The 13,005-nt window shown below is 53.9% G+C and carries 16 protein-coding genes; 12 read left to right on the top strand and 4 right to left on the bottom strand.

Annotation, left to right across the window (positions count from 1 at the left end):
* The first annotated feature begins 8 nt into the window (after positions 1-8).
* Genes RCA23_RS08930 through RCA23_RS08920 form a run of 3 tightly spaced genes read left to right on the top strand, consistent with a single transcriptional unit; the run spans position 9 to position 2,046 of the window.
* A complete protein-coding gene (locus tag RCA23_RS08930) occupies positions 9-203 on the top strand; it encodes a hypothetical protein (protein ID WP_044050021.1) in 195 nt (64 codons plus the stop codon).
* Positions 200-1,159 carry an NAD(P)-dependent oxidoreductase gene (locus RCA23_RS08925; protein WP_044050020.1) on the top strand — a complete coding sequence of 320 codons (960 nt, stop codon included), beginning with the start codon at positions 200-202 and terminating at the stop codon, positions 1,157-1,159. Before RCA23_RS08930 ends, RCA23_RS08925 begins: the two co-directional genes overlap by 4 nt.
* Positions 1,160-1,176: 17 nt before the next feature.
* Complete coding sequence (locus RCA23_RS08920) at positions 1,177-2,046, top strand: NAD(P)-binding domain-containing protein (RefSeq protein WP_044051433.1); 870 nt, start codon at positions 1,177-1,179, stop codon at positions 2,044-2,046.
* 48 nt (positions 2,047-2,094) lie between these two features.
* Here the strand turns inward: RCA23_RS08920 and RCA23_RS08915 are convergent, their stop codons facing one another.
* The 4 genes from RCA23_RS08915 to RCA23_RS08900 form a co-directional block, all read right to left on the bottom strand.
* Entirely contained in the window at positions 2,095-3,147 is a 1,053-nt protein-coding gene (locus RCA23_RS08915; protein ID WP_044050019.1) for a YeeE/YedE thiosulfate transporter family protein, read from the bottom strand.
* 216 nt (positions 3,148-3,363) lie between these two features.
* The gene (locus tag RCA23_RS08910) at positions 3,364-4,419 is read right to left on the bottom strand and encodes a YeeE/YedE family protein (protein ID WP_044050018.1); all 1,056 of its coding nucleotides are present in this window, start codon (positions 4,417-4,419) and stop codon (positions 3,364-3,366) included.
* Between the two features lie 9 nt (positions 4,420-4,428).
* Positions 4,429-4,764 carry an ArsR/SmtB family transcription factor gene (locus tag RCA23_RS08905; RefSeq protein ID WP_044051432.1) on the bottom strand — a complete coding sequence of 112 codons (336 nt, stop codon included), beginning with the start codon at positions 4,762-4,764 and terminating at the stop codon, positions 4,429-4,431.
* A 76-nt stretch (positions 4,765-4,840) separates the two neighbouring features.
* Entirely contained in the window at positions 4,841-5,200 is a 360-nt protein-coding gene (locus RCA23_RS08900; RefSeq protein WP_044050017.1) for a hypothetical protein, read from the bottom strand.
* A gap of 70 nt (positions 5,201-5,270) precedes the next feature.
* On the opposite strand from RCA23_RS08900, the gene RCA23_RS08895 reads away from it, so the two are divergent.
* From RCA23_RS08895 to RCA23_RS08855, 9 genes are all read left to right on the top strand, one after another.
* Positions 5,271-6,011: a cytochrome c biogenesis CcdA family protein gene (locus RCA23_RS08895; protein ID WP_044050016.1), complete on the top strand. Its 741-nt coding sequence runs from the start codon at positions 5,271-5,273 to the stop codon at positions 6,009-6,011.
* Positions 6,012-6,023: 12 nt separating this feature from the next.
* A complete protein-coding gene (locus RCA23_RS08890) occupies positions 6,024-6,581 on the top strand; it encodes a thioredoxin family protein (RefSeq protein WP_044050015.1) in 558 nt (185 codons plus the stop codon).
* Positions 6,582-6,697: 116 nt separating this feature from the next.
* On the top strand, positions 6,698-7,147 hold the full coding sequence (soxX, locus tag RCA23_RS08885; protein WP_044050014.1) for a sulfur oxidation c-type cytochrome SoxX: 450 nt from the start codon (positions 6,698-6,700) through the stop codon (positions 7,145-7,147).
* A 29-nt stretch (positions 7,148-7,176) separates the two neighbouring features.
* Positions 7,177-7,599 (top strand): thiosulfate oxidation carrier protein SoxY, encoded by a 423-nt coding sequence (soxY, locus tag RCA23_RS08880; protein WP_044050013.1) that lies wholly within the window; start codon positions 7,177-7,179, stop codon positions 7,597-7,599.
* A 25-nt stretch (positions 7,600-7,624) separates the two neighbouring features.
* Positions 7,625-7,954: a thiosulfate oxidation carrier complex protein SoxZ gene (gene soxZ, locus RCA23_RS08875; protein ID WP_044050012.1), complete on the top strand. Its 330-nt coding sequence runs from the start codon at positions 7,625-7,627 to the stop codon at positions 7,952-7,954.
* A 27-nt stretch (positions 7,955-7,981) separates the two neighbouring features.
* Entirely contained in the window at positions 7,982-8,818 is an 837-nt protein-coding gene (soxA, locus tag RCA23_RS08870; RefSeq protein ID WP_044050011.1) for a sulfur oxidation c-type cytochrome SoxA, read from the top strand.
* A gap of 100 nt (positions 8,819-8,918) precedes the next feature.
* Complete coding sequence (soxB, locus tag RCA23_RS08865; RefSeq protein WP_044050010.1) at positions 8,919-10,622, top strand: thiosulfohydrolase SoxB; 1,704 nt, start codon at positions 8,919-8,921, stop codon at positions 10,620-10,622.
* A 30-nt stretch (positions 10,623-10,652) separates the two neighbouring features.
* Positions 10,653-11,921: a sulfite dehydrogenase gene (gene soxC, locus RCA23_RS08860; RefSeq protein ID WP_044050009.1), complete on the top strand. Its 1,269-nt coding sequence runs from the start codon at positions 10,653-10,655 to the stop codon at positions 11,919-11,921.
* Complete coding sequence (locus tag RCA23_RS08855) at positions 11,905-12,933, top strand: c-type cytochrome (RefSeq protein WP_044050008.1); 1,029 nt, start codon at positions 11,905-11,907, stop codon at positions 12,931-12,933. The genes soxC and RCA23_RS08855 overlap by 17 nt, the downstream gene beginning before the upstream one ends.
* The last annotated feature ends 72 nt before the right edge of the window (positions 12,934-13,005 follow it).

Here is a 13,005-nt window from a genome sequence, read left to right as displayed (position 1 = left end):
ACAATCGCATGTCAAGAACTGTCAAACTCATCGGGGGGCTTGTGGGCACGGCTCTTTTCCTCATATTCATCGCGGGCCTGTCACATAGTATTTCGACCGGTTTTGCAGGGTTTTCGGGCGGTCTGCCCTTCATGCTGATTGCGCTGCTGGTCTGCGTGGCGGCGGTGTATAATTTCTGGGAAGAATGTGTTTCCAAAAAATGAGCAAGCCACGAATTTGGGTCACCCGGCGTTTGTCTGACGCGACGCTTGAGCGGGCGGCACGGGACTATGAGGTGGTCATCAACTATGAAGATAGACCAGGAACCGCCGAGGAAATTATTGCGGCCAGCGCTGCCTTCGATGGCATCATCCCTTGTCATTCTGAGCATTTTTCAGCTGAGGTTGTCGCGCAGTTTTCAGATCGGTTGAAAATTGTGGCCAATCATTCAGTCGGCGTGGATCATTGTGATTTGCCGGCACTGAAAAGCCGCGGCATCGTGGTGACAAACACACCTGATGTCTTGTCCGATGCCACCGCTGAACTTGCCATGCTTTTAATGCTCGGTGCTGCGCGTCATGCGGTGGCGGGAGACCGGATCGTGCGCTCAGGCGCCTGGGACAGCTGGTCACCGGCTTTTATGGTTGGCAAACAGGTCACAGGCGCGCGGCTTGGGATCATTGGCATGGGCCGTGTGGGACGGGCTTTTGCTGCGAAGGCCCGCGGCTTTGATATGGAGCTGCATTACTTCAACCGCAGCCCGCTTGCCGAAGAGCTCACCCAGGGGGCCGTCTATCATGACACGGTTGAAAGCCTGCTGGGGGTCAGCGATTTTCTGTCGCTTCACTGCCCGGCGACGCCTGAAACCAACGGTTTGATGAGCGCAGAGCGCTTCGCTCTCATGCCGGCCGGTGCGGTGTTTGTGAACACGGCGCGTGGAGCTTTGGTAGATGAGGCCGCCTTGATCGGGGCCCTAGACAGCGGGCAGCTTTCCGCTGCGGGTTTGGATTGTTTTCAAGTCGAGCCGGGTGGAAATCCCGCGTTCAGCCGTTTTGATAATATTTTCATGCTGCCCCATATTGGCAGTGCGACCGGCCAGACGCGGGACGCTATGGGCTTTCGTGCCCTCGACAATTTGGATGCATTTTTCGCGGGTAAGGCGCCCGGCGATCAGCTTTAACTGAGATGGATAAGACAATGACAAAAATTACGTTCTTAGGCTTAGGTGTCATGGGCTACCCAATGGCGGGACATCTAGCGCGTGCGGGCCATGAGGTCACAGTATACAATCGGACGGCTGCAAAAGCCGGCGCTTGGGCCTCTGAGCATGGCGGTGCAACTGGCGCAACCCCGGCTGAAGCCTCAAAGGGAGCTGAGATGGTCATGGCCTGCGTCGGCAATGATAACGATCTGCGGTCGATCTGTTTGGGACCAGACGGCGCCTTTGCGTCTATGGCCGAGGGCAGTATTTTCGTAGATCACACCACGGTCTCTGCCGCGGTCACGCGTGAGCTGTATGAGGCCGCGCGCATCAAAGGCATCGCATTTGTGGATGCGCCTGTTTCTGGTGGCCAGGCGGGCGCTGAGAATGGCCAATTGTCGATCATGTGCGGTGGTGATCAGGCCGATTTTGACCGCGCTGAGCCTGCTATGGCGGTCTATTCAAAGCTCTGCCGTCGCATTGGCGAGAGCGGTGCGGGACAAATGACCAAGATGTGCAACCAGATCGCCATTGCCGGTCTGGTGCAAGGCCTTTCAGAGGCGATGCATTTTGCCTCAAAAGCTGGGCTGGATGGTGCCTCTGTGGTTGAGGTCATTAGCCAAGGCGCTGCCGGCAGCTGGCAAATGTCCAATCGCTTCGAGACGATGCTGGACGATCACTTTGAGCATGGCTTCGCTGTGGATTGGATGCGCAAGGATCTGGGAATTTGTTTGGCGACGGCCGATGAGAATGGCGCGAGCCTGCCTGTTACGGCCTTGGTCGATCAATTCTATAAAGACGTGCAGAAGATGGGCGGTGGTCGCTGGGATACTTCGTCATTGTTCAAACGGTTGCAGGCGCTGTAACGATAAGAAGCTCAAGGGCAGATCACCCGCCCTTGAGCGCTCAATCTTCTAATGCGCGCCAATAGCTGCGCTATTTTTTTCTGACAACAACGCCTGCATGGCCCATCCGCCGAGAGCGATTGAGGCCAGTGCAAGGAGTGCGGCGATGCTGAGGCTTGCAATGCCCGCCAGACCCGCACCAACGGTACAGCCACCTGCCAATACCCCGCCCACACCCATGAGCGCCGCGCCCAAGAAATAACGGCCGGTTTGTTTGGCTGTGTCGAAAGATTGCCAGTGAAATTCACCTTTGCTGAGGGAGGCCGCCGCGGCTCCGAGCACCACGCCGAGGATCAACCCAACTCCGAATCCGGCCGGAATGGCGGAGGAGGCCACTGTCCAAAAGATTAAATCTGCAGCAGGGGCGGTAAAGGACAGAGATTGCATCACGATGGGGTCAAATTCATCTTGTAAGACAAAGCCTGTGCCAAGCCATCCCGCGGGGACCAAGAGGCCCAGCAGCCCGGCCCAGAGCGCTTTACTCCAAGCGACACCAGAGCGGGCGGCGAGGGCAAAGCAGATCAAAGCCAACAGAACCGCCCAAACGGCAGCGCCGCCGGGAAGTCCCGCAAGCGAGCTGACCTCGCCCATGGGCAGGGTGACAGAGCCAAGCCAGACGCGCAGAGGGGCTAGAATGCCTTTAAGCGTCGCATGGGCAAGAATTGCGAAGACTACAAGCACGGTGAGGGCCCGCAGATTGCCCGAGCCGGTCAGCACAGAGAGGCGCGAGATACACCCACGGGTGAGCACCATGCCAATGCCAAACATGACACCTCCGACAAGGATTGCTGCAACTGGAAGATCGCTTGCCAGCAAACGGTGATCGTCAAACGAGATATATCCCGTCACAGTCAAAAGCTGCGTGCCGAGCAAGGCTGTTCCCAAGGTGATAAACCAGATGCCGCGCGCTGTTTGAGCGCTGTTTCCTGTGCCCACAACAGCGCTTCTGAAGCAAAACTTGAGATGCTGGGCAATCGCGCCGAACAGCAGGCCAAGGATCAATGCTAAGATCAGCGACGCCTGTGTCGGGTTCAGGTTTTCGAAACCGAGTTGTTCAAACATATCAAACACCTTTTATTGTTTGATCCTCACTTGCCCCTTAAAACTACAGGATGCAAATGCGCTTGGGGTGACGAAATTCTACTGTGAGCGGGATAGAAGGAATAGGGTTCTGCAGGGCGTTGAAAGATCAGAACCTTATTGGAGGCGCTGAATTGAGGTGCAGAAATTTGGTCCTAAATGCGGTGGTGGTCAAAAATTTTGCCAGTGCCGCAGGGCTCAATCGATTTGATGAAACCCTTGGATCAATTGGCGGAGCCCGATTGCGGCACCAATCATGATGCAGATGAGCGTTACAGGGGCGCCATAGGCGAGGGTGGAGAAGGCCGATAGTCCCTGTCCAACGCTGCATCCCAGCGCCAAGACGGATCCGACGCCCATAAGCGCCGCCCCAAAAATTTGCCGGCGTAACTCGCGCGCATCGTCACAGGCCTCCCAGCGGAAGTGCCCTTTGAATATGGAGCCGAGAAAAGCACCAATCAAGACGCCTAAGACAGATCCTGTGGCAAAGCTCACAGAATTGCCGCTGGCGCTCATCAGGTAGATGAGGCTTTCACCGATCGGGGCAGAGAAGGTGTGGGTGACAACGGGCAGCTCTTCGAAGCCATGGGTGGCAATCCATTGTGTGCCAATCCAGCCAGATACAATCGCCCCGGCCACCAGCCCGCCCCAAAACATTGTTTTGAGATGTTGCCAAAACGGGCGACGGACAGCGGCGAGGGCAAAGATGCAAAACCCTAGGCCCATACCGACCCAAGTAAGGGAGAGCCCGAGTTGATCCGACAGCGCAAATGCGATGCTTGGCGGGGTAGGGGCTGCACTGCCGCCCTCGAAGATCCAAATGCGCATATAGGCCAAGGGGCCTGCAATCGTCATATAGGCGAATATACCCATGACCAGAACAATGATGAAGGCGCGAATATCTCCGCCGCCCAGTCGGGCCAATGCGCCATAGCCGCAATTTCCTGCGAGTGCCATGCCATAGCCAAAGGTGAGGCCGCCTGCGACGCTCGCCCATGGGTTCCAAGCCGCTGAGAGGTAGATTGAGTTAGTCAGATCGATCCAGCCGAGCGCCTGGGCGGCGAAACTGCCGGCAATCGACAAACCAATCGCAATGCCCCACATGCGCACGCGCTCAGAGCTGTCGCCGTAAAAAAGATCTTCCAGAGCGCCAAGCGTACAAAATCGGCCAATGCGGGCCGCGAGCCCAAGAACCACGCCGCCCGCCAAGCCGATCCATGCGACAATTGCGGGTTCTGACAGTGTGTCTAGCATGTGACCGCCCTAGGTGCCCCGGCAAAAAAGATCATAGACGACCTCCATGATTTGCGTAGAGCGTTTGTCGGTCAAACTGTAATAAATCACCTTGCCTTCGCGGCGTGGGGTGACAAGCCCCTCCATCCGTAGGCGCGACAATTGCTGCGATACAGCCGCTTGGCGGGCCGAGAGCAGCTCTTCAAGATCCGTCACGGATTTCTCACCAGAGGCGAGATAGCACAGAATCATGAGGCCCCCCTCATGGCTGATCGCCTTGAGAAAGTTTGCGGCTCGAACCGCGTTACCTGCCATTTTGTCCATATCTTCGGGACAAATATTTTTGTCAAAAACCGGCAAAGCCATGGTTTTGTTCTGCCTCATGTGCACGCTGTCTAGTATATGTGACATATTAGGCCCTCATGGGTCAATAACACGAATTTCATTGGCTCACGGGAACAGCGGCCGCGATCAGCATCTGCCCAAGCAGGCCCCAAAAGAAATCTTCCCCCGGGTAGCCTTCAATTCTGGAGGCCTCAACCCCATCCACCATAAGCACAAAGGTTGGCGTGAAATGCAGGCTGCGGTCGAATTGCAACTCGGCTGGCAGAGGATCATGCACATCCAAACGCTGGAGCGGCGCGGCGCGGCCTTCGGGTGTTTTTGGATAAATCGGGCCAATCTCTTCATTCCAGCGGGCACACCACATGCAGCCCTCTTCCTCCGCCATAATCAAGCGTGTCTCTGACATGGCTGGAAGGGCGAGCATCGCAAGGGTGAGGCTCAGTGCTTTAGTCCACATTTGGAAATTGACCTTTCGTATTCATAAATTGTAATATGAATTTATCAAATTGCAATATAGGTGACGCCTCATGTTCGACATTTCCATTGTTTCAGCATTTTTGGCGGGGCTGTTATCTTTCGTTTCTCCCTGTATTTTGCCAATTGTGCCGTTTTATCTGAGTTATCTGGCTGGGGTTGGCATGAACCAAATCAGCAGCGACTCAGAGATTGATAGCGCCACGCGACGCCGTGCAGTGCTTGCGGCCATGTTTTTTGCGGCCGGTGTGATCACTATTTTCATGGGGCTTGGCGCTGCGGCGACCAGCTTTGGACAGGTTGTGCGCGAATATTTCGATATTCTGCGCTGGGCGGCGGCTGCCATTATCATCACCATGGGTTTACATTTCCTAGGGGTGATCAAGATCGCTCTGCTCTATCGGCAGATGAGTTTTGATACCGGTAAAATGTCGAACCTCAGCCTGATCGGCTCCTATGTGGTTGGTCTGGCCTTTGCCTTTGGCTGGACCCCTTGTGTCGGTCCGGTTCTGGCGGCGATTTTGTTTACCGCAGCTGGTGCGGAAACGGCTTGGAATGGGGCCTTGCTGCTCTTGGCCTATGGGCTGGGAATGACATTGCCCTTCATCATTGCGGCTTTCTTCATTGCCCCATTCATGCGCTGGATGGCGCGGTTTCGGCGGCACTTGGGGCTGGTTGAAAAAGCAATGGGTGTGTTTTTGATTGTTTTTGGATTGCTCATCGCGACAAATTCTATGAACTATATCGCGCAATGGATGTTAGAACTTGTGCCCAGTTTTGGGCGTATCGGATAGGAAGGGACTGCAATGACACGTTTATTATTGGCCGCCGCCGTTGTTTTCATGAGTGCAACCATGGGGTTCGCCGAAATGGGTGACGATGGTTTGCATAAGGCGCCGTGGATGCGAGACACGTTCAAAGATCTGTCAGAGGATCTGGCTGACGCAAATGCCGAAGGCAAACGGCTCATGGTGATCATTGAGCAGCGCGGCTGTATCTATTGTAAGAAAATGCATGAAGAAGTTTTTCCTGTGGCCAAGATCGCCGATTATATCGACGAAAACTTCTTCGTTGTGCAGATAAATATGTTTGGAGACGTCGAAGTGACGGACTTTGACGGGACTGTGTTGCCGGAAAAAGAGATGGTTCGCCGTTGGGGCGCGCTGTTTACTCCGTCACTCCTGTTTTTCCCTGAAGAGGTGGCAGACGATGTCACCGCCAGCCAGGCTGCTGTGGCCAATATGCCCGGAGCCTTTGATAAACACACGACATTCAATATGTTGAGCTGGGTTGTTGAACATGGTTATGACGGCGAAGAGAGTTTTCAAAAGTACCATGCCCGCAAGTTTGCCGAGCAAAGTTAGGGCTTTTTAAAGCAAGTCGGGCAATAATAAATTCATTAAAGTGAATTTGTGGTTGATTGATGCCCCGTTAGTCGACTACGGTACACACAAACAAAAAAAGTGTTTCGGGAGGACGCATGAGAAATATTTTTACAATTGCCGCAGTGTCGGTGCTGAGTGTGACAACTGCTGTCGCGGAGACTGCGCCAAGTGATGTCGCGTTTCAGGATGGCTCTGTGATGGCCTCTTTGACCGGAACGGCTGGAGATGCCTCCGCGGGTCGTAAGACCTTTATGAATCGCAAATTGGGAAACTGCCTCGCCTGCCATACGAATGATGACATGCCAGAGCAGCAGTTTCACGGGGAAGTCGGCCCGCCACTGACCGGCGTTGGTGATCGCTGGGAAGCGGCTGAATTGCGCGGGATCGTGGTCAACGCCAAGATGATGTTCGATGGTACGATTATGCCAGCTTTCTACATCGATAGCGGATATGAGCGCCCGCTCAAAAAATTCGATGGCAAATCGCTTCTGACAGCCCAACAAGTTGAAGATGTGGTGGCATATCTTTTGACCCTTAAAGACTAAAGATCTGACTAAGATCAGGGAGACATAACATGGAATTTACGAGACGAAACATTCTGGCCCTCGGATCCGGCGCATTTGCCGCTGCGAGTTTATCAGGGATGCCCGCCTTTGCATCGAAAACCGATGATGCAATTGCGGCCTTTACTGGCGGCGCCAGCGTTGCAGAGGGCGGCATTGAGCTGACAGCCCCTGAGATCGCCGAAAACGGCAACACTGTGCCCGTATCGGTCACAGCGCCCGGCGCCGTGTCCATCATGCTGTTGGCAACGGGCAACCCGACGCCAGCCGTCGCCACATTTAATTTCGGTCCAATGGCTGGCGCGCGGTCCGGCGCAACTCGGATTCGTTTGGCAAAGACCCAAGACGTGGTTGCTGTGGCGAAAATGGAAGATGGCTCATTCCGCCAAGCGGGTGCCACTGTAAAAGTAACAATCGGCGGCTGCGGCGGCTAAACTCAGAATTTAAGGAGAAGTACTGATGGCGAAAGGTGTAAAACCGCGCGTTAAGGTTCCAAAATCGGCCGCAGCAGGTGATGTGATCACGATCAAGACTTTGATCAGCCATAAAATGGAATCCGGTGTGCGCAAAGATGGCGACGGAAACATCATCCCGCGCTCAATTATCAATCGGTTTGTAGCCGACTTTAATGGTCAAAATATCATCGATGTGACTTTGGAACCTGCGATTTCAACGAATCCATATTTCCAATTTGATGCCATGGTGTCTGAAGCCGGTGAGTTCAAATTCACTTGGTATGACGACGATGGTTCTGTCTATGAGACCTCAAAGAAAATAAAAATAGCCTAATATCTTGTGGTCTAGGGAGGACTGAAAATGGAATTCAAGACTTTACTAACGAGTGCAGCCATTGTCGCTTTGTCCGCTGGTTTTGCGTCTGCACAAGATGACGCGACATTGTCGGTAGACGGGGAAGTTATTAAGACCCGGGCCGATGCGCCGGCCTTTGCTGAAAACCTCGATACGGTCTATTCTGGTTGGCACTTTAGAACGGGTGAAACCCAGGTTCTGCAAATGGATGATTTCGAGAATCCGGCCTTCGTTTTCGTCGATCAAGGCGTTGATTTGTTTGATAAGGTTGAAGGGTCCGAAGGCAAGGCCTGTGCAAGCTGTCACGAAGATGTAGCCGATTTTGCGGGCCTGCGTCCAACTCTGCCACGGGTGGAGAATGGCGAATTGGTCACTATGGAAGATCTGGTCAATGAATGCCGCACTGACCGTATGGGTGCGGAGCCTTGGAAGTATTCCGGTGGTCAAATGACCGCTGTGACCGCTTTGATCGGGCTGCAATCGCGCGGCATGTCGATTAATGTTGCGGTTGATGGTGATGCGGCGTCGTTCTTTGAGCGGGGTAAGGACCTCTATTACCAGCGTGTTGGTCAATTGGATATGGCCTGCTCAAATTGTCATGAAGACAATTACGGCGTGATGATCCGGGCCGATCACCTGAGCCAAGGTCAAATCAACGGCTTTCCAGCATACCGTTTGAAGAATGCTAAGCTGAACTCTGCGCATGGGCGTTTCAAAGGCTGTATGGAAAATATTCGCGCGACACCCTTTAAGGTGGGTGGCGATGAATTTAAGGCTCTTGAGCTCTATCTCGCAGCGCGTGGCAATGGTCTATCTGTAGAGACCCCATCGGTCCGCAACTAATATAAACCTTGAGAACCCATGTCCTATGAGGGGCCATGGGTTCTTTTACAGTTAAACGAATTCAATATCGTGCATATGTGGCGCGGATGTGAGGACCGAAATGATATCTCGTCGTGATTTTTTGCAAACCACTATGGCCGCGGCCGCGCTTTACGGTGGATCTGGCTTTGGCAACTGGGGCCGGCTGGCAGCACAGCAATCCTTGACCCAAAGTAAGTTGCTCGAATTTGATACCTTCGGCAATGTCTCTTTGATCCATGTGACAGATATTCACGCTCAGATGAAACCCATCTTCTTCCGTGAACCTGAGATCAATATTGGTGTCGGTGGCAATCGCGGACAGGTGCCGCATGTCACCGGGGCAGATTTCCGCAAGCTCTATGGCATTAATGATGGCAGCGCCTCGGCCTATGCGCTGACGTATGATGATTTTTCCTCTCTGGCCAAGGGCTATGGGCGCGTTGGTGGATTGGATCGTGTCGCCACTGTCATCAATCACATCCGCGCCGAGCGTCCCGATGCTTTGCTGCTGGATGGGGGGGATACTTGGCATGGCTCTTACACCTGCCACAAAACTGCCGGGCAGGATATGGTCAATGTTATGAATGCTTTGCGGCCTGATGCGATGACCTTCCATTGGGAGTTCACCCTGGGCAGCGAGCGGGTCAATGAGATTGTTGAAGGGCTGCCTTTCGCGGCTTTGGGCCAGAATATTTTTGACAGCGAATGGGATGAGCCGACCGACATGTTCCCGCCCTATAAGTTCTTTGAAACCGGTGGGGTGAAAGTTGCCGTGATTGGTCAGGCCTTCCCCTATATGCCCATCGCCAATCCCGGCTGGATGTTCCCCGAGTATGCCTTCGGTATCCGCGATGAGAATATGCAAGCGATGGTGGATGAGGTCCGCGCCAATGGGGCCGATCTGGTGGTCTGTCTCAGCCACAATGGCTTTGATGTGGACAAACAAATGGCTGGCATTGTGACAGGGATTGATGTGATCCTTTCTGGCCATACCCATGACGCCTTGCCCGAACCTGTATTGGTGGAAAAAACCATCATCGTGGCGTCCGGCTCTAACGGAAAATTCGTCAGCCGCGTGGATCTGGACGTGCGCAACGGCCAGATGATGGGTTTCCGGCACAAGCTGATCCCAATCTTCTCAGATGTGATTGAGCCAGATGCGGAAGTTGCAAAAGTCATTGACGCGCAGCGCGCTCCTTATGAGACGGAGCTGCGCGAAGTCATTGGCCGCACAGCAGAGGATCAAACGCTTTATCGCCGCGGCAATTTCAATGGCACATGGGATGATCTCATTTGTAACGCATTGATTGAAGAGCGGGATGCGGACATTGCCTTGTCGCCCGGCGTGCGCTGGGGTCCATCGATTCTCCCCGGCCAAGATATTACCCGCGAAGATATTTGGAACGTAACTTCAATGTCTTACGGCGAGGTTTATCGAACCGAGATGACCGGTGAATTCCTGCATGTGGTCTTGGAAGATGTGGCCGACAACCTGTTCAACCCGGATCCTTACTATCAGCAAGGCGGGGATATGGTGCGGGTTGGCGGCCTTGGTTATCGCATCGATATCAACAAACCCCAGGGTCAACGGATCACCGATATGACTTTATTGAAAACGGGTGAGAAGATCGAATCTGCGAAAAGCTACACAATTGCCGGTTGGGCCAGTGTGAACGAAGGCACTGAGGGGCCGCAAATTTGGGATGTGGTGGAAAATCATATCCGCAAGCAAGGGACGATCTCATTGGATCCGAACAACTCTGTTGAGGTTATCGGGGCCTAAGGCGGCTCTGTGTGATTGAAGGAAAATACTATGTCGACATATGACGTCAAAAAACCATCCCGCCGGGCGTTTTTAAGTGGCGCCGCGGCAGTTGGGGCAGGGGTTGTGACCTCTTCCGCAGCGCGGGCGCAAACTGCAGATCCCTTAATTGTCGAGTCCCAAGACTGGGCACAAAGCTTCGGCGATGGTGTGGATGCCACGCCTTATGGTTTGCCGATTGAATATGAGGGGGACGTTATCCGCCGCAATGTGGAGTGGTTGACTGCCGATACGGTCAGTTCGATCAATTTCACACCGATCCATGCACTCGATGGCACGATCACACCGCAGGGCTGCGCTTTTGAGCGTCATCACTCTGGCGCGATTGACCTTAAGAAAAGTGATTACCGTTTGATGATCAATGGGTTGGTTGATACGCCTTTGGTATTTACCTATGAAGATTTGGAGCGCTTTCCACGGGAAAACCATGTGTATTTCTGCGAATGCGCGGCCAATACGGGCATGGAATGGGCCGGCGCGCAGCTCAATGGCGCGCAGTTTACCCATGGTATGATCCACAATATGGAATATACCGGTGTGCCGCTGCGCCTGCTTTTGCAAGAAGCCGGCTATGACACAGCGGGCAAATGGGTCTTTGTCGAAGGGGCCGATGCCTCATCGAACGGGCGCTCTATTCCTATGGAAAAGGCTTTGGACGATGTTCTGGTGGCCTTCAAGGCCAATGGCGAAGCTCTGCGCAAAGAGCATGGCTATCCGGTGCGTTTGGTTGTGCCCGGTTGGGAAGGCAATATGTGGGTCAAATGGATCCGCCGTATTGAGGTGACCAATGAGCCGGTAGAATCCCGCGAGGAAACGTCAAAATATACCGACACGCTTGAGGACGGCACCAGCCGGAAATGGACATGGGCCATGGATGCGAAATCTGTTGTGACCTCTCCAAGCCCACAAGCCCCCATCACCCATGGCAAAGGGCCTTTGGTGATCACCGGGCTGGCTTGGTCTGGAAATGGTGCCATCACCCGCGTGGATGTGTCCAGAGACGGGGGCAAGACCTGGGAAACCGCCCGCTTGGCCAAGCCTGGCGAGAAAATGGCGCTCACCCGCTTTTATCTGGATGTGGATTGGGATGGCTCTGAAATGCTTCTGCAATCGCGGGCCATGGATGAGACGGGCTATGTGCAGCCGACCAAAGCACAGCTCCGCGAGGTGCGCGGTCTCAACTCAATCTATCACAATAATTGCATTCAAACTTGGTGGGTGCGTGAAAACGGGGAGGCAGAAAATGTCGAAGTATCTTAAATCCTTAACCATCGCTTTGACCGCCTCCTGCCTGGCCGCTCCTGTTATGGCCGAAAAACTTGGCCTGGGCCGGGCCGCTTTGCCCGCTGAAATTGCCGCTTGGGATTGGGACATCAATGCTAAGGGAGATGGTCTGCCTGTCGGGTCGGGAGACGCGCTAGATGGCGAAGAGATTTTCGCTGAGAAATGTGCGGCCTGTCATGGGGATTTCGCCGAAGGCATCGACAATTGGCCAAAATTGGCGGGGGGCGCTGATACGCTGGATCATGAGGATCCGTTGAAAACCGTAGGATCTTACTGGCCGCATTTGACCACTGCCTATGATTACATTAGACGCTCCATGCCCTACGGCAACGCCGGCACATTGAGCGATGACGAAGTCTATGCAATCGTGGCTTATATTCTTTATTCCAATGACTTGATCGAGGATGACTATGTATTATCCGATGAGAATTTCATGGATTTCGAAATGCCAAATGCGGATGGTTTCATCGTAGATGACCGCGCAGAGGCAGAATATGCGATTTGGTCAGGCGAGCCTTGCATGACAGATTGTAAAGATAGCGTTGAGATCACTATGCGCGCATTGGTCTTGGATGTGACGCCTGAGCTGGACACAAATGCGGGCGCCACTGAGGCCAGTGCCTCCGCCGCGCCAGAAGCGGCCCCTGAGCCAGAGGCCCCTGCAATTGATATGGAGCTGGCGGCTGCCGGTGAGAAAGTGTTCAAGAAATGCAAATCTTGCCATCAGGTCGGTGAAAAAGCGAAAAACCGCTCTGGCCCGGTTCTCAACAGTGTTGTGGGCGCGGCTGCGGGATCTGTGGAGGGTTTCAAATACTCCAACGCGCTGCGCGATGCAGCTCAGGATGGATTAATTTGGTCTGAAGCGGAATTGACAGCCTTTTTGGCGAAACCAAAGGCCTACCTTAAGGGCACAAAAATGTCCTTTGCGGGGCTTCGCAAGGCGGCGGATCAAGCCGCCGTTATCGAATACTTGAAAACCTTCGAGTAAGACTGCACGATGATATCACCGGTTTGAGGCGGGCTGGCCTGCCTCAAACCCCTTTTGTTCAGGGAGATCTAC

It is taken from the genome of Planktomarina temperata RCA23 (assembly GCF_000738435.1).
Lineage (GTDB): Bacteria > Pseudomonadota > Alphaproteobacteria > Rhodobacterales > Rhodobacteraceae > Planktomarina > Planktomarina temperata.
Note: the sequence above shows the minus strand (reverse complement) of the source record. Positions and strands in the feature narration are given on the sequence as shown.